Source organism: Faecalibacterium sp. DFI.5.82, assembly GCF_029076575.1.
Classification (GTDB): domain Bacteria; phylum Bacillota; class Clostridia; order Oscillospirales; family Ruminococcaceae; genus Faecalibacterium; species Faecalibacterium duncaniae.
The window spans coordinates 176137-197210 of record NZ_JARFIS010000004.1 but is presented as its reverse complement, the minus strand read 5'-3'; the positions used below and the strand labels follow the sequence as shown (position 1 = coordinate 197210).

The 21074-nt window shown below is 58.8% G+C and carries 20 protein-coding genes and 3 tRNA genes; 7 read left to right on the top strand and 16 right to left on the bottom strand.

Annotated features, from left to right (window positions below; translation table 11 throughout):
- Positions 1–162: 162 nt before the first annotated feature.
- From P0G09_RS07810 to P0G09_RS07800, 3 genes are all read right to left on the bottom strand, one after another.
- Positions 163–1161 (bottom strand): GGGtGRT protein, encoded by a 999-nt coding sequence (locus tag P0G09_RS07810; protein ID WP_005935035.1) that lies wholly within the window; start codon positions 1159–1161, stop codon positions 163–165.
- 17 nt (positions 1162–1178) lie between these two features.
- Positions 1179–1880 carry a nitrogen fixation protein NifU gene (locus P0G09_RS07805; protein WP_035394767.1) on the bottom strand — a complete coding sequence of 234 codons (702 nt, stop codon included), beginning with the start codon at positions 1878–1880 and terminating at the stop codon, positions 1179–1181.
- Between the two features lie 276 nt (positions 1881–2156).
- Positions 2157–3380 carry an MFS transporter gene (locus P0G09_RS07800; RefSeq protein WP_275252370.1) on the bottom strand — a complete coding sequence of 408 codons (1224 nt, stop codon included), beginning with the start codon at positions 3378–3380 and terminating at the stop codon, positions 2157–2159.
- 260 nt (positions 3381–3640) lie between these two features.
- On the opposite strand from P0G09_RS07800, the gene hisS reads away from it, so the two are divergent.
- Positions 3641–4882 carry a histidine--tRNA ligase gene (hisS, locus tag P0G09_RS07795; RefSeq protein ID WP_097773364.1) on the top strand — a complete coding sequence of 414 codons (1242 nt, stop codon included), beginning with the start codon at positions 3641–3643 and terminating at the stop codon, positions 4880–4882.
- A gap of 190 nt (positions 4883–5072) precedes the next feature.
- Here the strand turns inward: hisS and P0G09_RS07790 are convergent, their stop codons facing one another.
- Genes P0G09_RS07790 through P0G09_RS07780 form a run of 3 tightly spaced genes read right to left on the bottom strand, consistent with a single transcriptional unit; the run spans position 5073 to position 9204 of the window.
- Positions 5073–6569, bottom strand: coding sequence for a carboxypeptidase M32 (locus tag P0G09_RS07790; protein ID WP_117476667.1), 1497 nt, complete (start codon positions 6567–6569; stop codon positions 5073–5075).
- A 17-nt stretch (positions 6570–6586) separates the two neighbouring features.
- The gene (locus P0G09_RS07785) at positions 6587–7249 is read right to left on the bottom strand and encodes a metallophosphoesterase (protein ID WP_156070104.1); all 663 of its coding nucleotides are present in this window, start codon (positions 7247–7249) and stop codon (positions 6587–6589) included.
- Positions 7250–7278: 29 nt separating this feature from the next.
- The gene (locus tag P0G09_RS07780; RefSeq protein WP_275252369.1) at positions 7279–9204 is read right to left on the bottom strand and encodes a BMP family ABC transporter substrate-binding protein; all 1926 of its coding nucleotides are present in this window, start codon (positions 9202–9204) and stop codon (positions 7279–7281) included.
- A 190-nt stretch (positions 9205–9394) separates the two neighbouring features.
- Between P0G09_RS07780 and P0G09_RS07775 the strand changes: the two genes are divergently transcribed.
- The 5 genes from P0G09_RS07775 (at position 9395) to P0G09_RS07755 (ending at position 11095) form a co-directional block, all read left to right on the top strand.
- Positions 9395–9958, top strand: coding sequence for a DUF1643 domain-containing protein (locus P0G09_RS07775; protein WP_005935043.1), 564 nt, complete (start codon positions 9395–9397; stop codon positions 9956–9958).
- A 12-nt stretch (positions 9959–9970) separates the two neighbouring features.
- A complete protein-coding gene (locus P0G09_RS07770; protein ID WP_275252367.1) occupies positions 9971–10507 on the top strand; it encodes a phosphatase PAP2 family protein in 537 nt (178 codons plus the stop codon).
- 143 nt (positions 10508–10650) lie between these two features.
- Positions 10651–10724 (top strand) — tRNA-Arg (locus P0G09_RS07765).
- 9 nt (positions 10725–10733) lie between these two features.
- Positions 10734–10807 (top strand) — tRNA-His (locus tag P0G09_RS07760).
- A gap of 201 nt (positions 10808–11008) precedes the next feature.
- A tRNA-Leu gene (locus tag P0G09_RS07755) sits at positions 11009–11095 on the top strand.
- 290 nt (positions 11096–11385) lie between these two features.
- Here the strand turns inward: P0G09_RS07755 and P0G09_RS07750 are convergent.
- Positions 11386–11616, bottom strand: coding sequence for a hypothetical protein (locus tag P0G09_RS07750; protein ID WP_275252366.1), 231 nt, complete (start codon positions 11614–11616; stop codon positions 11386–11388).
- An 83-nt stretch (positions 11617–11699) separates the two neighbouring features.
- Between P0G09_RS07750 and P0G09_RS07745 the strand changes: the two genes are divergently transcribed.
- A complete protein-coding gene (locus P0G09_RS07745) occupies positions 11700–13262 on the top strand; it encodes a helix-turn-helix transcriptional regulator (protein WP_275252365.1) in 1563 nt (520 codons plus the stop codon).
- A gap of 125 nt (positions 13263–13387) precedes the next feature.
- On the opposite strand, the gene P0G09_RS07740 is transcribed toward P0G09_RS07745, so the two are convergent.
- The 9 genes from P0G09_RS07740 to P0G09_RS07700 all read right to left on the bottom strand — a co-directional run bounded on the left by P0G09_RS07740 (position 13388) and on the right by P0G09_RS07700 (position 20800).
- The gene (locus P0G09_RS07740; protein ID WP_275252364.1) at positions 13388–13594 is read right to left on the bottom strand and encodes a hypothetical protein; all 207 of its coding nucleotides are present in this window, start codon (positions 13592–13594) and stop codon (positions 13388–13390) included.
- 139 nt (positions 13595–13733) lie between these two features.
- Positions 13734–15008 carry an SLC13 family permease gene (locus tag P0G09_RS07735; protein WP_275252363.1) on the bottom strand — a complete coding sequence of 425 codons (1275 nt, stop codon included), beginning with the start codon at positions 15006–15008 and terminating at the stop codon, positions 13734–13736.
- A 211-nt stretch (positions 15009–15219) separates the two neighbouring features.
- Positions 15220–15846, bottom strand: coding sequence for a L(+)-tartrate dehydratase subunit beta (ttdB, locus tag P0G09_RS07730; protein ID WP_112147994.1), 627 nt, complete (start codon positions 15844–15846; stop codon positions 15220–15222).
- Positions 15846–16745, bottom strand: a complete 900-nt coding sequence (ttdA, locus tag P0G09_RS07725; RefSeq protein WP_149794483.1) for a L(+)-tartrate dehydratase subunit alpha — start codon at positions 16743–16745, stop codon at positions 15846–15848. The genes ttdB and ttdA overlap by 1 nt, the downstream gene beginning before the upstream one ends.
- A gap of 68 nt (positions 16746–16813) precedes the next feature.
- On the bottom strand, positions 16814–18082 hold the full coding sequence (locus P0G09_RS07720) for an SLC13 family permease (RefSeq protein ID WP_275252362.1): 1269 nt from the start codon (positions 18080–18082) through the stop codon (positions 16814–16816).
- A gap of 426 nt (positions 18083–18508) precedes the next feature.
- Entirely contained in the window at positions 18509–19129 is a 621-nt protein-coding gene (locus P0G09_RS07715; RefSeq protein WP_112144378.1) for a DUF1847 domain-containing protein, read from the bottom strand.
- A 19-nt stretch (positions 19130–19148) separates the two neighbouring features.
- Positions 19149–19793 (bottom strand): GntR family transcriptional regulator, encoded by a 645-nt coding sequence (locus tag P0G09_RS07710; protein ID WP_275252361.1) that lies wholly within the window; start codon positions 19791–19793, stop codon positions 19149–19151.
- The gene (locus tag P0G09_RS07705) at positions 19771–20349 is read right to left on the bottom strand and encodes a GntR family transcriptional regulator (protein ID WP_275252360.1); all 579 of its coding nucleotides are present in this window, start codon (positions 20347–20349) and stop codon (positions 19771–19773) included. The genes P0G09_RS07710 and P0G09_RS07705 overlap by 23 nt, the downstream gene beginning before the upstream one ends.
- Positions 20350–20551: 202 nt before the next feature.
- Positions 20552–20800, bottom strand: a complete 249-nt coding sequence (locus P0G09_RS07700; RefSeq protein ID WP_275252359.1) for a DUF6061 family protein — start codon at positions 20798–20800, stop codon at positions 20552–20554.
- Positions 20801–21074: the final 274 nt, after the last annotated feature.

The window sequence follows — 21074 nt, the reverse complement described above, 5'->3', positions numbered from 1 at the left end:
GTATGATGGGCTGGGGTATATCCCTCTGGATGAACTGGAAGCAAAAGAAAAGGCGTGACCGAAGTCACGCCAAATCTGCCCCATTGCGGGAACTTTTGCAAATACTGTTTTATGGGAACTCTGCTCTCGGAAGGCAGCCCCCTTTGCCGAACTAGGAAAAGATCAAGCGTTGGCCTGTGCAGCAGCAACAGCGCAGGCAACGGTAGCGCCGACCATGGGGTTGTTGCCCATGCCGATCAGGCCCATCATCTCAACGTGTGCGGGCACGGAGGAGGAACCTGCGAACTGAGCATCACCATGGACGCGGCCCAGAGAGTCGGTCAGGCCATAGCTTGCGGGACCTGCAGCCACGTTATCGGGGTGCAGGGTACGGCCCGTGCCGCCGCCGGAAGCGACGGAGAAGTACTTCTTGCCGTTCTCGATGGCCCACTTCTTATAGGTACCTGCAACCAGGTGCTGGAAGCGGACGGGGTTGGTGGAGTTGCCGGTGATGGAGCACTGAACGTCCTCCTTCTTCATAATGGCAACGCCTTCCATAACGTCGTTTGCGCCGTAGCACTTGACAGCAGCGCGCTCACCCTCAGAGAAGGGGATTTCCTTGACGACGGTCAGGGTCTGGGTGGGGATATCGTACTCGGTCTGCACATAGGTGAAACCGTTGATACGGGAAATGATGTAAGCGGCATCCTTGCCCAGGCCGTTCAGGATAACACGCAGGGGGGTCTTGCGGACCTTGTTTGCGGTGCGTGCGATACCGATAGCGCCCTCAGCAGCAGCAAAGGACTCGTGGCCTGCCAGGAAAGCGAAGCAGGTGGTGTCCTCGCTCAGCAGACGAGCGCCCAGGTTGCCGTGGCCCAGACCGACCTGACGCTGTTCAGCAACAGAGCCGGGGATGGTGAATGCCTCCAGACCTTCGCCGATGGCAGCAGCGCACTCGGCAGCGTCGGTCAGGCCGCGCTTGACGGCGATGGCGGTGCCCAGGGTGTATGCCCAGACAGCGTTATCAAAGCAGATGGGCTGCACGCCGCGCACGATCTTGTCGCAGTCGATGCCCTTAGCGAGGAGCATCTCGTTGCAAGCGTCCAGAGACTCCAGGCCGTTGGCCTTCAGGCATGCCTCGATTTTCGGCATACGGCGATCCATAGATTCAAAAGTTGCCATGAGTTGTTCCTCCTCTCTTATTCCTCACGCGGGTCAATGTACTTGACAGCGCCCTGCTCCTTGCTGAAGCGGCCGTAAGTACCCACGTTCTTCTCGTAAGCCTCGTTGGGGGTCTTGCCGTGACGGATATCCTCCATCATCTTGCCCAGCTTGACGAACTGATAGCCGATGACCTCATCGTTGGCATCCAGAGCCAGCTTGTTGATGTAGCCCTCGGTCAGCTCCAGGTAACGGACACCCTTGGCCTTGGTGGAGAAGATGGTGCCGGTCATGGAGCGCAGGCCCTTGCCCAGGTCATCCAGACCTGCGCCGATGGGCAGACCGTCCTCAGAGAAAGCGGTCTGGCTGCGGCCGTAGACGATCTGCAGGAACAGCTCGCGCATTGCCACGTTGATGGCATCGCACACCAGGTCGGTGTTCAGAGCTTCCAGAATGGTCTTGCCGGGCAGGATCTCGCCAGCCATAGCAGCGGAATGGGTCATGCCGGAGCAGCCGATGGTCTCCACCAGAGCCTCCTCGATGACACCGTTCTTGATGTTCAGAGACAGCTTGCAGGTGCCCTGCTGGGGTGCACACCAGCCCACACCATGGGTGTAACCGCTGATGTCCTTGATCTCATAGGCCTTGACCCATGCGCCCTCTTCGGGGATGGGAGCCGGACCATGCTTAGGACCTTTGGTGATCGGGCACATATTCTGTACTTGCTGCGAATAGGTCATAATCATACTCTCCTTTTGACAAATTGATGCCATTGGCAGGGGGTGTCCTGCCGTTTGCATTGACCGGCTGCGCCGCTCTCTTCCGCGCCACGCCGGTACTACCACGCATAATTTTATTATAGAGAACCTTGGCGGAATTTGCAAGACGTTTTGCGGATTTTTTCACAAGCATTTTTAACGGTTATTTGCCGCTAACTAGCACTTTCACCGCTTTCGCTGCCCAGTTCGTCACATTTCTATCATATTTGTCAAAAGGAATATCTTGCGCTGTCCGGTTCAGTTTTTTCTGGGCGGCTGTTGGGCCCTGACAGGCCGGAGCGCCCAGATGCACACAAAGCCCGCCGCCGCGCCTGCCATGGCCAGCCAGTGCCGCCCGGTGGCAAGACCCCACAGGTTCGCCGCAAAGGGGAAGGCAAGGCTGCCCACGCTCTGTCCCAGCGCCAGAAAGCCGTAGTTCACCCCGGCATGGGGCAGGCCGAACAGGTCGGTGGAGAGAGAAGGCAGCACCGCCGCCAGCGCCGAATAGCAGAAGGTGAGCCCTGCGTACACAGCCACAACGAGCCACCCCTGTGCGAACAGGAAGGCCGCTGAAAGCCCCAGCGATACGCCGAACAGGATCAGGTCAGTGGGGCGGCGGCCGATCCGGTCGCTGAGCAGGGGCATCAGCAAGCGGCCCGCCGCGCTGCCCACGCTGCCCAGCACCACACTCCACAGGGCAGCGCCCTCGTCCAGGCCCCGCTCCATGCCCAGCTTTAAGATGATGGGGCTGAACAGCAGCACCGCCGGGGTGGAAAAGCAGACCGCTCCGGCGCAGAGCCAGTATTGCTTTGTTCTGAGCATCTGCAGCGGGGCAAGGTCGAGGGCCGGGGTGCCCTTTTCCCTGCCCTGCTCCTCGGGCTTCTGCTTTGCCGGGGGCGGGTCGGTGAGCAGGGCACTGCCCACAAGGCAGACCGGCAGCGTGAGTGCCCCCAGCGCCCAGAACGCCCCCCGGATCCCCTGCACCGGGCCAAAGCCCTTCAGCGCCGTGCGGACGAATCCGGTCAGGAACGCACCGCTCAGGCCCACCGCGCCGCCAATGACCCCCGTGGCAAGGCCCTTGCGCCCGGCGTACCATTTCTGGGCGCAGGACTGGATGGACGGGTAGAGAAACGCCGTGCCCAGCCCCGCCGGAATGCTGAACACTGCCCAAAACCATCCCCCCTTCTCCCCGGGCAGGAGGGCCGCCGCAAAGAACCCGCCGCAGAGCAGGCCGGTGCCCCACAGCGCCGCACAGCGCGGGCCTTTTTTATCCTGCAAAAAACCGCCGATGACGCAGCCCACCCCGAACGCTGCGATCAGGATGCCGAACGCATAGCCCGCGCCGTCCTCGGTCAGGCTGAACTCGTCCATCACCGGCTGCTGGAACACGCCCCACGCCGCAGGCAGGCCCGTCAGGATCTGAATGGCCGCCCCCGCCGCCAGGATCGCCCAGGGGTGTTTTGCTGCAAACTGCTGTTTCATTGCCTTGCCTCCGAATGGTTTTTCCCCTACAGTGTACCCATTTCAATTGACAAAACGGCAGATTCCTTTATAATGGATAAAGTAACAACTAAACACGGCCTCGCCCTCTCCGTCATCGCTGCGCGATGCCACCTCCCCCAAAGTGGGAGGCTTTGGCAGTCCACACAAAGTTTACGGTTTTGCCAAGGGCTCTCCCTTTGGGAGAGCTGGACGCGGAGCGGCCTGAGAGGGCGAGCAGGCTATAGAGAGGAATTGCAACTATGAAATCACAGGCATTGAAGGGTATGCGCGACCTGCTGCCCGCTGAGCAGACCCTGCGCGACTACATCCAGGGCAAGATCCTGGAGACCTACCGTGCTTCCGGCTTTGAGCGCATCTCCACCCCCATGCTGGAGGATATGGAGAACCTGGACAAATCCGATGGCGGTGACAACCTGAACCTCATCTTCAAGGTGATGAAGCGTGGAGACAAGCTGACCAGCGCCCTGGGATCCGGCGACCCCAAGCAGCTCTCCGACATGGGCCTGCGCTATGATCTGACCCTGCCCCTGAGCCGTTTCTACGCTGCCAACAAGGACAAGCTCCCCCACCCCTTCAAGGTCATCCAGACCGACCGCGTGTTCCGCGCCGAGCGCCCCCAGAAGGGCCGCCTGCGCGAGTTTGTCCAGTGCGACATCGACATTCTGGGCGACGAGAGCCCCAATGCCGAGGTGGAGCTGATCGACGTGACCGCCCGTGCCCTGCTGGGCATCGGCTTTACCGGCTTCACCGTGAACATCAATGACCGCCGCATCCTGCGCGGAATGCTGGAGAGCATGGGCTTTGCCGCCGACACGTTGGACTCTGTCTGCATCACCTTCGACAAGATGGATAAGATCGGTGCTGAGGGCGTGAAGGCCGAGCTGACCGAAAAGCAGCTGCCCGAAGCTGCCATCAACGCGCTGGCCGATTTCATTGCCGCCGGTGATGTGACACTGGAGTCCGTAGCTTCCCGCTGTGCCGACCCCGCCATTGCCGATGACCTGAAGTATGTGCTGGCCACCGCAAAGGCCATGGCCAACGGCCGCTTCGATGTGGCCTACTGCCCCAGCCTGGTGCGCGGCCAGGGCTACTACACCGGCATGGTGTTTGAGATCACCTGCCCGCAGTTCAGCGGTGCAGTGGCTGGCGGCGGCCGCTACGACAACATGATCGGCAAGTTCCTGGGCACCAAGGTGCCCGCTGTGGGCTTCTCCATCGGCTTCGAGCGCGTCTGCGGCATTCTGCTGGAGCAGGGTTATCAGATCCCCGGTGCCAAGCAGAAGATCGCCCTGCTCTACAACAGCGATGTGGACTTCCCCGCCGTGCTGGCCAAAGCCGCACAGCTGCGCGACACCTACAACGTCACCGTTCTGCCTCAGGCCAAGAAGCTGGGCAAGCAGCTGGGCCAGCTGGAGGCTTCCGGTTTCGCCGGTGCCGCCTTTATGGACAAGGATGAGGTAAAGATCTTCGCACAGCAGTAATGGGCAGGCGGCGGGAAGTTTCCCAAAGCAAGTGTCCGCTGGGGTGGGACCCTGTTGCCGCAGGCAATAGGGCGGGCGATGGAATGGCCCGTTTCACTTGCGCGGGAAAGCTTCCCGCCGCCCTTTGCAACAGCATATATAAAGCCCTCTCGGTCGATTGGCCGGGAGGGCTTTGTTTTGTGCGGGTTAATTACAGGTTGTACAGTTCCGTATACTTTTTGGTCAGGTAATCCAGATAGTAGTGTGCGTCGAAGGTGCCGCAGGCGTTTCTGACGACTTCAGCAGGCTCCAGCAGGTGGCCGTACTGGTGCACCTTTTCCCGCAGCCAGCCGGTGACAGCGGAGAGATCCCCGTGGGCCACGCCGCCGTACACATCGAATTCCTGCTCCATGTTGTGGAGCATCTGAGCACCGTAGGCATTGCCCAGAGCGTAAGACGGGAAGTAGCCGAAGGAGCCGCCCGACCAGTGGCTGTCCTGCAGGCAGCCCTCGCGGTCATTGGGAACCTCCACGCCCAGATACTCCTTGTACAGCTCTGCCCACGCGGCAGGGACCTCCTTTGCCGTCAGGGTGCCCGCAATGAGCTGCTTCTCGATCTCGTACCGCACCATAACGTGCAGGCAGTAGGTCAGCTCATCGGACTCGGTGCGGATGAGGCTGGGCTCCACCTTGTTCACGGCGCGGTAGAACTGTTCCGCAGTCACATTTCCCAGCTGTGCGGGGAAGAATTCCTGCACCTTGGGATAGATGGCCCCGATAAAGGCGCGGGAACGGCCGATGAGGTTCTCGTAGAAGCGGGACTGGCTCTCGTGCACGCCCATGGACACACCGCCGGTCAGGCAGGTGTACTGCAGGTCATCCCGGATGCCCAGCTCATACAGGGCATGGCCGCCCTCGTGGAGAACGGAGTACATCGAGGAGGCCACATTGTGCAGGTCGTAGTTGGTGGTAATGCGGACATCCTTGTTATTGAACTCCAGCGTAAAGGGGTGTTCGGTCTCACCCAGGCCGCAGTGGCCGCGGTCAAGGCCCATGACCTCCATGAGATAGTCCGCAAACGCCTTCTGCTGCTCGACCGGATATTCCAGATGCAGGAAGCTGTCATCGATCTGGGGCTTCTCGCCGATGGCCCGGATGAGGGGCACCAGACCCTTGCGCAGGGTGTCAAAGAACACGTCCAGCTGTTGGGTGTCCACGCCCCGCTCATACTCGTTCAGCAGGGCATCATAGGGCGCTTTTTCCGCATCATAATAGCCCGCGAACTTCCGGTTATACTCCACCAGCTCCTGCAGGATGGGGCAGAAGGAGGCAAAGTCGTTTTCTTCCTTTGCCTTGTGCCAGACATCACTGGCGCGGTTGGTCAGCTCGCTGTATGCCATATACTCCTCGGCGGGGATGCGGGTGAGCTGCCGGCAGCTGCGGCGCAGCTCCTCCACCTCGCGGCGGTGGAGAGTGTCCAGCGTCTCCCGCCGGGCATAGAGCTCCTCCACCAGTGCAAGGGTCTCGGGGGCGGTCATCAGCTTCTGCAGTTCACCGGCCAGAATGCTCAGGGCCACACCCCGGCCCTCGGCCGTGTTCTTGGGGGCCACGGTCACAGCGTCCAGATACAGGCTGTTGGAGGCGCAGTTGTAGGCGTACAGCTTCTTCTGCAGGGTCTCCAGCGCCCGCAGCTTCTCATTTTGTTCCATTGGGTGTTTCTCCTTTTTCAGTTTTTGGTGGGAAATGCCGGGTCATTCCAGAAAAAGCGCTTCCGAGCCACCGGGTCCGGGTCCGGGATCTCAAACGTATAGCGCTCCGTTGCATTGATGACCGTGGTCTGGCCGTGGGTGCACACCCGGGGCAGATTGGCATTATAGCTCAGGTGGACATGTCCGTGCACGAACCACTTGGGTTGGTACTCCTCCAGCAGGTCGTTGAAGCAGGCAAAGCCCTTATGGGCCCGGTCATCGCCATCGTTCAGGCCAGCCGCCGGGGAATGGGTCAGCAGCAGGTCGATGCCGCCCGCCCGGTGGGCCTTGAACCAGAGCCGCCGCATCCGGCGGCGCATTTCCTTCTCCGTGTACTGGAAGGTCTCCTCGCAGTTGTAGCGGATGCTGCCGCCCAGCCCCATGATGCGCAGCCCTTTCCAGACATACACCTGATCGTCCACACAGATGCAGCCGCCCGGCTCGCCCTCCGTGCGGTAGCAGCCATCGTGGTTGCCGTGGACATACAAAATGGGGGCCGCTGTAAAATTTGTTATATATTCGAGGTATTTTTTTGGCAGATCCCCGCAGGAGAGGATCAGATCGACCCCGGCCAGGCGTTCCCGGGAGCAGTAGTCCCACAGCGCCTTGGAGGGGGTATCGGAAATTGCAAGTATCTTCACGTCCGCAACACTCCGTTCTGTTGAGCTTTTTACAGCGTCGTCTCTTTCAGGCTGCTCAGGCCGTTGATCTCCAGCAGGCCCAGCGTTCTGACATCCAGCTGATCGTACCGGGGCAGGCTGCCCTCCACGCACTCGCCCAGCCAGTCCATCTCCATCAGTTCCTTGGGGGTGTAGGTGTCTGCGGTGGGTGCCTTGGGGATATGCCCCTGCGCAAAGATGCCCGCCGGGAAGATGGGGAACTCGTTGGCCGCAAGGTTCTTTTCCAGCAGATCGAGCAGCTGCTGCGTACCCTTGGGCAGGGTCTCGTAGTAATCCAGCCGCTCCGCGTCACTGCGGAAGCCCCACCAGTAGTTGATGGCCTTGCCGCTGGAACCGCTGTCCCAGGTGCCCTCGAAGATGGAGCGGATGATGCCGATATAGAACACTTCCCACTTCCAGACCGGCAGCGCCACCGGCTGGATGCTGCCATCCGGCATCCGGCGGCACAGGCCGTATTCCCTGGCGCTGCCGGTGGGCTCAAAGGGGCTGCAGGCGTAGAACAGCTCGATATCCGGGCAGTCGGAGAAATCCAGCGGCTTCCCCGGCTCCTGCAGGCAGGCCCAGCGCAGCAGGATATGGCTGTTGGGCCGCACGGTGCGCAGGCCCCGGGCAAAAGCATTGACGGCCGCAGGCACACCGTAAACGGGGTTGGCCGCCACATAGCCCACCCGGTCGGTCAGATTCAGGATACCCGCCAGCATTCCCAGCAGATAGTTGGCCTCATAGGTGCGGGGGTAATAGGTGCGCACCAGCGGATGGGGCGCGTTCAGGCAGCAGTTCAGGAACCGGGTCTTGGGGTGCTGGGCCGCTACCTTGAGGCAGGCGGGCCGCATCCGGATGCTGGTGGTGAACACCACGTCCGCGTTGTCGTGGGCCACCTCTTCCATGATCTGCTCCGCGTCCACCTCGGGGGAGACATTTTCCCGGTTGGTGATGACGAGCCGGTCCGGGAATGCCTTTTTCAGGGCCTCGATCCCCTTTTCGTGGCCCCGCACCCAGGCGCTGTTCTTGGCATTGTACTCGTGCAGGAACACCACCTTGAGCTGGCTGGGCTTGCTGAAGATGTTCAGCTTGTTCAGCAGCGGCTCACTGCCGGGCTTTGGCTCCAGCGAAAGCTCCACGGCGTGGGGCTCCGTCAGGATCTTGATCTCATCCCACAGCTTGGCCAGGTTTTCCCGCACCTGGCTGGGGGTGGACTGGCAGGCATCCGAATACCGGTAGACCGAGAGGTACACCAGCAGCGCGTCGCCCGGGGTCAGCCCCAGGGCGGAGCCGCCCAGCGCATAGAACTGCTGGCTGAACATGGTATACAGGGCCGAGAAGTTCAGCCGGTCGTCATCCGACCATACCTCGCTGGCGGCCTTGCAGACCAGCGTCTGCAGCTTTGCATAGCCGCCCAGCCGGGAGAACTGGACATTGTTGATCTTGCTCAGCTTATAAAAATCGAGAAACTCGTAGTAGATCTTGTTTTCCAGCGTGTCGTTCCGGGCCGGAACAAGCCGGGTGACCGTGCCCGGAATGGTGACCGCCTCGTAGTATTTGAGGACAGACACCCGCTTGTTGCCCTCCTGCACATAGAACTTGTTCAGGTATTCGTAGGCAATGATGGGGGTGTGGATGCCCTCCTCCAGATGGGCCTCGCAGAGATTCGACCACTTGATGGCAAACTCGGTGTCCTCTTCCAGCAGGGGCATAAAGTTGGCCGCAAAGGCTGTGTGCCGTCCGCTGGTCTTGGTGCCCACAATGCTCTCGGCGGGGATATCCACCAGCCCCAGCGGCTCCTGGGCAACGATGTTCACCCCGTTCAGGATATCATCCAGCACCGCAAGGTACGGCGACTGGCCGCGCGCCACACAGGCACGGTAGGCACGCTGGCCCGCGCGCAGGGCGCTTCTATAATCTTCTAGCATGGCCATAGCAGAACTCCCTTCTTCAATGGCTCCTGTTTTCCTTTCCCGGCCCGCGCCGCCGTGTATGCGGCACAGGTCTAAGGACAGTATAACATGAAATTCGGATTTATGGGAGACTTTCTCCGGCAAAGGTGTTGATTTACAGAATTTTTTCAGGTACGATAAATAGGAAACCATATTTGTGAGGTACATTTTCATGCAGACTGAACAGCTGCCCCGCCTGGAAGCGGGGGAATACCCCGGCGGCATCTGGTACTACGAGCCCCACACCTACCTGCCCTACCGCTATGTGCTGGGCCGGGTGGGCAGGCACCCGCTGGTGTGCATCGGCATCAACCCCAGCACCGCCCAGCCCGGCGCGCTGGACCCCACCTTAAAGAGTGTGGAGCGGCTGGCCAACGCCAACGGCTTTGACAGCTGGATCATGTTCAACGTATATCCCCAGCGCGCCACCGACCCCAACGACATGGACCGTGTGCCGGACCGCGCCCTCTGCGACGAGAACCTGCGCTGGCTGCGGGCCGTTCTGGCCGAGACCGAGCCCACCATGTGGGCCGCATGGGGCACCCTGATCGAAAAGCGGGACTACCTGCCCGGCCTGATGCGGGAGATGGTGGCCCTGACAAGAGAGCGGGACATCCCATGGGTCACCTTTGGCAAGCGGAGCAAAAAAGGCCATCCCCATCACCCGCTCTACCTGCGCAAAGATTCCACACCCGAGCCGTTTGATGTTGAAAACTATCTGGACACCTGTTTTTGAGGGAGGGATACCATGACCCCGGAACGCTACCAGGCCCTGCTGCGCTGGCTGGAGGCCCGCCCCGCTCTGAAAAAGCTGGTGATCGCCCTGAACCGCTGGCTGCCTGCCGTGCCCTTTGCCTGCTACCCTTTGCTGCTGGTACTGCTGAATGTCCGATGGTTCCGGCTGCTCTCCGCAAACCGCGCCGCCGCTCTGGATTTTATGCAGCTCATCGCCCGGGCAGTCTTTGTGCCGGCCTTCGTCTTTCTGGGCGGCACGCTCCTGCGGGCCAGGCTGAACTTTCCCCGCCCGTATGAGCAGCCCGGCTTCACGCCGCTGGTGCCCAAGGAGACCCACGGCAAATCCTTCCCCTCCCGCCACGCCCTGAGCGCTGCCGTGCTGGCCGCTGTGTGGTGCTACTTCTACCCCGCCGCCGGGGCCTGCATGGTGGCGGTGGCCCTGCTCATCTGCGCCCTGCGGGTGCTTGCCGGGGCGCACTATGTCCGGGATGTGGCCGCCGGTGCTCTGCTGGGCTTTGCCCTTGGGGCCGCCGGAATGTGGCTGCTGTGACCCCAAAATGCCCCCTGCGCCGGAAAATCCAAAAAAATTTGAAATTCCGCTTGACAGAAGCCTATGCGTATGGTATTATACTTCTCGCAGCGTGTGCCGAACGCACACTGCCGCCAGATAAGTACCCCATGGGATAACAACGTGCGCCCGTAGCTCAGGTGGATAGAGCAACTGCCTTCTAAGCAGTGGGCCGGGGGTTCGAGTCCCTTCGGGCGCATATTATGTGGTGCCTTTAGCGTAGTCGGTTAACGCGCCAGATTGTGGATCTGGAGACCGTGGGTTCGAATCCCACAAGGCACCCTGCTAGGAATCAGACCGGAAGCCGAAAGGTTTCCGGTCTGATTTTTTGCTTTTCTGGCCCATTTTAACACGTATTTTCGTTACTTTTCCGCTTTCTGCCGAAAAGTACAACTTTTTTTGAAATTGCGCTTGACAATTCCGGATTCCATGGTATAATAACTAACGTTCCGAGCCGAACGGCCCGCGAACAAAACAGAATATGCGGATATGGCGGAATTGGCAGACGCGTTAGATTCAGGTTCTAATCGGGGCAACTCGGTGGAGGTTCAAGTCCTCTTATCCGCACCAAACCATGAAAATCCGAACCTTTTCTCGATAGGAGAAGGGTTCGGATCTTTTGTTTTAGGCGGCGTGCCTCGCCGCACAACAAAAGCATCCGCAGCGCATGGCCGGGCTGTTTCAGCTCAGGCGCAGTGCGCTGCGGATGCTTATTTTTTAGGCCGCACCCCCTCTCCCAAAGGGAGAGGTCACACTGCGCCTAGGTTTTGGTTTTCGCAAAACCTTATCAAAAGGCCGCTATGAGCTCCCCCTTCGGGGGAGCTGGCATTGCGGAGCAATGACTGAGAGGGTTTGTTTTGTTACCCCACCAGCTGCTGATAGGCATTCAGGGTCTTGTAGGCCGGGTCGGAGTTGTCGGGGGCAAAGCGGCCGCCCAGCTTCCGGTCCATCAGGCCGTGCTCCACGCACCACTGCGCCGCCTTGGCGGTGTCCGGGTCTGCAACGTCCTTGAAGGCCGGGGCTTCGGCAGGCTCAGGACGGCCTGCGGTGTTCCACAGCAGCAGGGCAGTCTGGGCACGGTTCTCCGGCATGGCCACGCCCTCCGGCAGCAGGGCTTTCAGCTGCTGTGTGACAATGCCTGAACCCGCAGCACAGCCAAAAAGGGGGAACTTTGATGCACTTTTTTGCCCGGCACCGTGAGAATATCCGCCAGAGCTCCATGAGTTCCCGGCTGCTGTGGCCCTGCCTGCTGCTGGCTGCGCTGCTGCTGCTGACCTTTGGCGCGGCGCTGTTCCTGTTTGCCAGCCTGCACAACACCAAAAAGGACACCACCCGCAGCCTGGAGATCCAGTATTCGGTGTTCCAGAACGATATGGAGCGCTATTTTGACCAGCTGGCGGTCATGGGCGTGAACCTCTCCGAGGATATGGGCGCTCTGGTGGACCGGCAGCTTGCCAGCCGGGAGATGACCTTTGACCAGCTGAACGACTCCCCCGAGGTGCTGAACGCGCTGGAGGAGGAGATGATCGAGCCGCTCTGCCGCAGCCTGCGCCGGACCAGCTGCTCCGGTGCCTTTGTGCTGCTGGATGCCACCGTCAACACTCGTATGGAGGGGGCCGGGTACTCCCGCGCCGGGCTCTATGTGCAGAAAGGCGGTGCCGACACCCCCACCGTGCCTCTGCTGCTCTACCGCGGCAGCGCCGATGTGGGCAAGACCCACAGCGTGATGCCCCACCGCAAATGGCGCATGGAATTCCAGACCGACCAGTTCCCGGACTACGACCGCTGGATGACCCCCAGCAGCACCCCGCTGTACCAGGCTTATACGCTGACGGAGCGGTTCAGCCTCCCCGGCACCTCGGAGGAGGTACAGCTGTTTTTGCTGCCCCTGCGGGGCCGCGACGGCACCATGTACGGGCTGTGCGGTTTTGAGATCAGCCAGAGCTTTTTCAAGCAGAACTTTGCCCAGCCCACCGGCTTTGACCACCTGATCTGCCTGCTTGCCCCGGCAGACAGCGGGCTGAACGCCAGCGCCGCCCTCAGCAGCGGCACCACCGACGGCTACTTCCACGCCCCCCGAGACGTGCTGGTGCTGCGCAGCATGGGCGGCAGCCTGACCCAATTGATCGGCTCCGACAGCGCCTATGCAGGCATCTCGGAGCTCTGCCGCCTAAGCGAGAACCAGTCCTACCGGCTGGCCGTCTGCATCCCCATGACGGACTACCGCAGGCTGATCTTTTCCGGCAACCTGCAAATGCTGCTGATCGGCCTGTTCATCCTCTTTTTTGTGGTGTTCTGCTGCATGTACTTCCACCAGCACATCCTCTCGCCTGCGTTCCGGCAGTTTGAGGAGGACCGGCGGGAGTCCCGGCGGCGGATGGACGAGCTGCAGATGGAGCGCCAGCAGATGCAGACAGAGCTTTCCCGGCTGGCGGACGTGTGCCGCAACGAATCCGTCCCCGATGCCTTCCAGACCTTTCTGGAGGGCATCCCCAACCTGACAAAGACCGAGCGCCGCATCTTTGACGGCTATGTGGCCGGGCTGCGCTCCCGGGAGATCGTGGAGCAGCTGGACATCAAGGACAGCACCCTGCGCTTCCACAACAAGAACATCTACGAAAAGCTGGGGGTCAGCTCCCTCAAGCAGCTGCAGCAGTTTGCCGCGATCCTGAATTCCGGCGGCAACAGCGCCCCCGACTCCGCCCCGGACGAAAGCGGCCCCAAGAAGGCCCGCTGAACCGCGCTCCCGCGCCCCAGCTTTCGCTGAAAAGATGCAAAAAGAGCCGCCGCACCTCACACAGGTGCAGCGGCTCTTTTATATTGATTCTAGGTTCCGGACGCTCCGGGGACGCTTCCGGCAGCTTAGTACAGCTTTGCGCCGGCGGGGATGTGGGGATCCACCATCAGCAGGTGGAGGCCCTCATGGCCGTTCTCCCTGCATGGATTTCCTGCCCCCTTCCAGCGGCGTTTTCCGGCTCTCCCTTGCGGGGTCATCGCCGGGTATCCCATGCAGACGGTCATGCGGTTTTCAAGGTTCGTTGCTGATTTGGCAATAAAAAATCGCCACACAACAACCTGAACCTGACCATCCCTTCCGGGATGGCCTTGGTTCGGGTTTGCTATGTAGCGATCAGAAAGTTAAAAACTTGCTCCGGCTCCTTCGGGAGCCGAGCTGGAACTCTAAGTAAATATGTTATATTAAATAGAATCAGGCAAAAGGATAAAGTGTCGGCAGGAAAAATACGGACACGACAATGAGGATGAGCGCCAGCGGAGTACCACACTTGAGATAATCCTTCAAGGTGTATCCGCCCGGCTCGATGATCATGATCTGGCAGGGAGCTGCCATGGGGGTCATAATGGACACACAGCTGGCTGTGATCACGCCGACCACGGCAGCACGGGGGTCTACGCCCATGCGGATACAGGCGGAAGTGACCAGTGGGATGAAGATGGTCAGGGTAGCCAGATTGGACATGACCTGTGTCAGAATGAAGGGAACAAGGAAGAACACCAGCATAATGATGTACGGATTGGTGGTATCGCCCAGCAGGCGGATCATCCAGTCTGCCACCACATCGCCTGCACCGGTGGTCTGGATGGCGTCCGACAGAGCCAGCACACCGGCAAACAGGAAAATGGTCGGCTGGTGGATGGAGTTGAGGGCTTCCCTCTCGGTCAGCACACCCGTCAGCACCAGAGCGGCAGCGCCGATGCAGGAAGTAAGATACATCTTGACACCAATGACATTTTCCAGCAGCATCATTGCAATGGAGACCAGAACGATCAGGACAGCCAGTTTGCGCTTGAAGGGGCTGAGTTTTTCGCTCTCAGAAGCCGTATGTGCTGCATCTGAAAACTGCTCGTTGGGAAGATCCGGCATCAGCTTATAGCCAACAAAGGTCATGTACAGGATGGCAATGGTCAGCATCGGGATGCGCGCAATGGTGAAATCCCAGATGTGCAGCGGTGTCGGTGCGCCGGCCTGCATCATGACATCGTTCCATGCCATGTTGGAAGCACCCTGACCGAGAAAGGTCATCTGGGTGGCAATGTTGGCACAGGCCATAGAAGGATACAGCAGCTTGCTGCGGCTCACGCCGATGTCGTTCGCAATGCCTACCAGCAGCGGGATCATGATAGCGGCAGTTGCGGTGGCACTGGTGATGGCGCCCAGAAACGCACCTGCCACGCAGGAAAGAAAGATCAGCATCCGCATATTGTCCTTGTAGCGGATGACCAGGCTCTGGGCTTTGTCAATCAGGGGCGTTTTGGTCAGCCCTGCACCGATGACGAACATGGCTACGAACATGACCACGTTCGTGTTGATGAAGCCGCCAAAGGCCTCGGCAGGGGTCTTGATGCCGGTGAGGATCAGCGCCAGAATGATGCCGGTAGAAATGACCGAGAACGGGACTTTACCGGATACAAAGGCGATGATCGTTACAAGCAGGATGACCAGTGTGATTTCCAATGGGTTCATGGAAGTTTCCTCCTGTGGATGGTTCCGTTTGGATGAACTAATAATGCCCCGGACACCTTTGCGCGGGAAAGGCATCCGGGGCAAATTGCGGAGAACAAATACGTGGCAAATTAAGCTGAGCAAGAAACTTAGGGTAAGAAAAACGATTTAGGAGAATCGTATGAAAGGAAATAATGAGTGAAGTCTGTCCCCCGCTGAGAGGATATCCGGATTACTTAATAAAGCCGACGTGCTTGCAGATCTCTTCGATGGCCTTTTCCTTGCGCTCATTGAAGATGACCTTGTTCTCTTCGAACAGGTTGCGGCCTTCGGCGTCAATGGAGACGATCAGGGGGCCGAACTCGTTGACGTGGCAGTGCCACAGAGTTTCTGGCATACCGAGGTCACGCCACTGGGCCTCGACGATCTCCTCCACCTCGGTGGCAGCCACAACGGCGTTACCGGCAGGGAAGACACAGTGGATGGCACCGAACTCCTTGCAGGCGCGCTCGGTGTTGGGGCCCATGCCGCCCTTGCCCACGATGACGCGGACACCGGACTTCTGCACGAACTCATACTCGAACTTCTCCATACGCATGGAGGTGGTGGGGCCCACAGACACCATCTCGAACTTGTCGTCCTCCAGCGGGCGGATGATGGGGCCGGCGTGGAAGATGGCAGCGTCCTTCACGTCCACAGGCAGCGGGCGGCCCTCTTCCACGAGGCGGCGGTGCGCCACATCGCGGCAGGTGGTCAGGTCGCCGTTCAGGTAAACGACATCACCGATATGGATGTCCTTCAGGTCTTCTGCGGAGACCGGAGTGGTAAGAATTTTCTTTCCGTCTTTGATGGTCAGCATTACAAAGTCACCCCCGAATGAGTATCAATGGTGTAGTTCAGATCTTTATCAAAAATGATGTGGCCGCGGCGATGGCTCCAGCAGCCCACGTTGACGGCAACGCCGATGGCAGAAGGATGGCGGGCAGTGTTCTCAATGTGCACACCCATGACGGAGTACTTGCCGCCCATGCCCTGAGGACCAAGGCCGATGGAGTTGATGCCGTCTTCCAGCAGCTTCTCCATATAGGCTGCGCGCTCGTTCTCGTTGTGGCTGCCCAGAGGACGCATCAGAGCCTTCTTGGACAGCAGAGCAGCGGTCTCAACAGAGGTGGCAACGCCCACGCCCACCAGCAGCGGAGGGCAGGCGTTGATGCCGTAGCTGGTCATGACATCCATGACGAACTTGGTCACGCCTTCGTAGCCTGCACCGGGCATCAGAACCATGGCCTTGCCCGGCAGGGTGCAGCCGCCGCCTGCCATGTAGGCGTAGATCTCGCACTTGTCGCTGTTCGGGATGATATCCCACCACACGGTGGGAGTGCCCTTGCCGACATTGCGGCCGGTGTTGAACTCATCGAAGGTCTCAACACTGTTGTGGCGCAGGGGCGCTTCGAAGGTGGACTTGACCACAGCCTCCTTCAGCAGACCCTCCACCTCACCGATGAGGGGGAAGTCCACGCCGCACTTTACCCAGAACTGCAGCACACCAGTATCCTGGCAGCTGGGGCGGTTCAGTTCCTTGGCCAGCTTCTGGTTCCGCTTCATGGTCTCGTAGATGACCTTGGACAGAGGAGCATCCTCCTGTGCGCCCAGCTCATCGAGCTTGGCAATGATGTCGTCCGGCAGCACCTTGGCGATATGGCTCACAAAGTTGGCCATATAGGTCGTCATCTGCTGCACCTGTTCCTGTTTGTTCATTCCAATGCCTCCTTAGATTTGGTACATTTTGCGCGTTGGTTCACTCATATTCAACGTTCCTGTCCGCTTTACTGCGGGAAGAACGGGAATGCGATGGGAAGGATCACCATGCTGACGACGGTTGCGATGAGGATGAGGGGCAGGCCAGCCTTGGCATAATCCTTGAAGGTGTACCCGCCGGCAGAAACCACCATGGTGTTGGCAGGCATACCGATGGGTGTTGCGTAAGCGCAGGAGCCGCCGATGACACAAGCCATCAGGACGGCGCGGGGGTCGGCCCCCATGCCCTGTGCGATGCTCAGGCAGATGGGAACCATCAGGGCGGTGGTTGCGGTGTTGGACATGAAGTTGGTCATGACGCAGCAGAGCAGGAAAACCACCAGAGTCAGGACGTAGGGAGAGGGATTCTCGCCCAGAGCACCAATGACGATGTTTGCAATCTCTGCGCCTGCCCCGGTCTTATCCAGTGCAGAGGCCAGAGACAGCGTGCCGCCGAAGAGGAAGATGGTCTTGAGGTCGATGGACTTCAGGGCGTCCTTCTCGGAGATGACACCGGTGAGGATCAGAGCCAGCGCACCGATACAGCCGATGATGTTGAGCTTGATGCCGATCTGCTTTTCAAAGATCATGCCCAGCAGGGTGAGCACGAGGATGACGAGGGAGAGCACCTGTTTCCACTTGGGAACATTGCTGAAGTCCTGCTCGCCGCTAAAGGAGTCATCATCGGAGAGGGGGTGGTTGGGCAGCAGCTTCATGCCAAGGGTGGCGTAGAAGAGGATGCCGACGGCGAGGATGGGCAGGCCCACGATGGCGTACTCGAAGAAGCCGAAGGACATCCCGATCTCACCCAGAGCGCTCTGGGCGATGAGGTTGCCCGGTGCGCCGATGAGGGAAAGGTTGCCGCCCATGGCCGCTGCAAATACCAGCGGCATCAGCAGCTTGGAGCGGGCATAGCCGGACTTTGCCGCAATGCCGATGACCACGGGGATCAGGACGGCAGCGGTGCCGGTGTTGGAGAGCACGCCGCTCATCAGGCCAACGATAGCCATGATGGCCACGATGAGGCTGCGCTCGGATTTGGCAAAGTGGGTAACAATGCCGCCGATCTTGTTGGCCATGCCTGTTTCAAACAGTGCACCGCCGACAATGAACATGGCGACGAACAGGATGACGTTGCTGTCGATGAAGCCCGCAAAAGCGGTCTTGACATCCAGCACGCCGGTAACGACCAGACCGATACAGACGATCATGGACGTTACGCCGAGGGGAATCTTCTCAAACACGAACATGACGACTGCGAAGAGAAGAAAGAGTAGGGTGATAGTTGCTGCTGACATACCGGGGGTCCTCCTTTAATGAAATATAATGTATCCATTTCATCAGAGCATAACAGCCCTGACTTTCGGAACGCCCCAGCTGCACCTCGTTGTGCAGAGTCTTTGCCGCCGTGCTGTGCCCTCACAGCCCTTTTTCGTTCTGGAAGGATCTGCCCGGAACCTTAGAATTCCGGGAATCTCGGCAGCGTCTTTTTTAAATTTTTATATTTAATCTGTGATAATGTATCCACTCGACGACACGAGAATACACCCGAAACAGAGATTTGTCAATCCCTTTTTTCGAGTTTTGTCGCATTGCACGGATTATGTACCAATTTTTGTGCACGCCAGACAAACAGTAGGATACAAGAAAATCTCCCTCCGCCGCCTTCTGCAAAAAACGTGCGATCTCCAAAGCAGATGGAGATCGCATGTTTTTTCCTTCTTTTATTCCAGCCGCTTTTTGAAATACCCCTCGGCACAGTAAATGGCACCACAGGGATTATGCGCCAGAACGCGATCCTTGGCCACCAGCGTTGTGACCATGGCATCCGAATACTTATAAAACATCGAGTCGTGTCCCACACAAAGTCCGACCTCAATGTTGAACTCGGTGTGCTGTTCGTTCAGAAGCTTTGCCTGTGCGATGGGGTTGCACATGGCCTCAAATTCGCCGGGGTGGATCTTGACCTCTTCCGGGATGCCCACTTCTTCTTTGGAGATGCCGCCGGTCTTGCAGATGACCGACACCACCTCAAACCCCTGCGCACGGAGCAGGTCGGCCACGATGCGGGCTTCCTTCCGCAGACCTTTGCAGAATGCAAGACCCAGCTTGTGGTAGCCCATCCGCTTGCAGAACTCCACCGTCTCCTTCAGGCGGGGCCATTGACAGTAGCCAAGCCCCTCAATGGCCGAACAGTTGACGTAGAAATCGTGATTCTCGGGCAGATCATAGCCGGCGCGGGCGGCCTCCATCACCGAAGCATTCCGCATAGGGCAGTTTTTGGGCATCTTTTCCGGCTCGTTGTTGGCACAGGCCAGAACCGTACAGTTCGCACAGGTATACACTGTCTTGTCCTCCTTGATCTTATAAATAATAGGTCAGCGCATCGTCCATACTGCGGTAGATGTGTTTTTCCATTTCAGCCCGTGCGGCCATCGCATCCCGTGCTTCCAGCGCTGCATAGATCTTTTTATGCTCGCTCTGGGAGTTGAGGGCATAGTCCAACTCGCTCATTTCCACACCAATGGACAGGCCGTTCCACAGCTCCGAGAGAAGATTGCGCATTTTTTCATTGCCGGAAGCTTCCCAGATCTCAAAATGGAAGGACTGGTTGTAGTCAGTATAATTTCCGGCCTGCTGATGAGAAAGAGCCTCCTCTGCAGTATCCACGCAGTTTTTGATCTTGGACAGGTCGGCATTGTTCTGGCAGCAGAGCATACAGGCGGTGCCTTCCAAGGCAGCGCGCAGCTGGTAGTGCTCCCGAATCGTTTTTTCCGTTACGCCCAACACAATGGCGCACTTGTTTTGCTTGACTTCCAGCAGACCGTCACGGGCAAGGATCTGAAAGGCCTCTCGCACCGGCGTGACCGACACGCCGAGTTCCTGTGCGGTGTTTTCCAGCGTGAGTTCTGCACCCTCCGGGATGCTTTTTGAGATAATGGCTTTCCGCAAAGCGGAAGCTACCCGCTCGCGGGCAGGCAGCAGCTTAATGGGTTTCAGTCCCAGCATATTGACTCCTTATCGTTAAAATCAGATGCAGTAGTTCTTCTTCATAGGCGTTCCATGCATCCGGCACATCAGGGGAGCCCTGACGGTCCAGCATCAGCAGGCGGGCAAGCCGGTCGTTCACCGGCGTAGGACGTGCGCTCACGGCAAAGGCAATGTAGGTCTCCTGGATGCTCTCCAGCAGCTTGCGATGCAGCGGATATGGCAGGACGGTCCGCAGGGTACGGTGCTGCAGCATCTCGCCGCCTGCCAACATCGCATCCTTCGGCAGCGCACGCATCGCCTGCCGTTCCAGTTGTGCACCTAACGCCAAAATCTGCCGCAATGCATCTTCGTTCAAATCAGCAGCTTTTACATGGTTGTTGGGCAGGCGGATGATAAGACCCTGATATTCAAGGATCATCAAGGCCTCCCGCACCGGCATCCGGGAGACACCGAGACTCTCTGCCAGTTCATTTTGGGTCATTTCAGTGCCCGCCGGGATCTGCCCAGATAAAATGGCCTGCTGCAGGGCTTCCACCACACCGCCGTTTTTCTTCTGGATGCCGATATATTCCATAGAGTCCTCCGTGCAAATGTCTTTTTTATATTGTATCCAATTTTACAATAAAAAGCAAGACTTCCTTTATGACAAACAAAAATACCCGGCAGATTCTTTATGAAAAATCTGCCGGATATAGACCGGATGCCCTTGGGGTGTTCCATTCTGAAAAATTGCAGGGCAAATGCAAGCTGTGTTAACTGTTATGTAACCTTGTCAATCAATCTTCCATTCTTCCATGGTCGCAACCAAGCGAGAGATAATGTCCAATCTTCCCACCCAGCACAAGCTGGGCATACTCCAAGGGCTTGTTGTAGAGCAGCCAGTCCAGTTCTGCCCGCTGTGCCGGGGTGTTGCCGTACTCGTCCTCCACGGCGATGCAGTCGATGGCAAGGGTAGTGCCATCCTCGAACCGGGCTTCCACCCGGTTGGTGTCCATGTTGTAGCGGCAGGAAAGCAGGTTGTTCATAAGAAAGCCTCCATGTTTTTCACATATGCTTCTTTTGCGGTGGAAAGTTCCGGCTGTCCGTTTGCAGATTCATGAACCCACTTTTTGATGTAGCCCTTTGCAGGTCTACACCATCCACCACACGCCCGATTCTTACACCAAACGCGAACTTGTCGGGGCGGGGCCCCTCCATCTTGCTTACGCAAGACCATTCGGTCGCTTAAAAGCCCCACTGGGGCTTTCATTGCTCCGCTTCGCTGCGCAAACGCGAACTTGTCGGGGCGGGTCCCTCCAT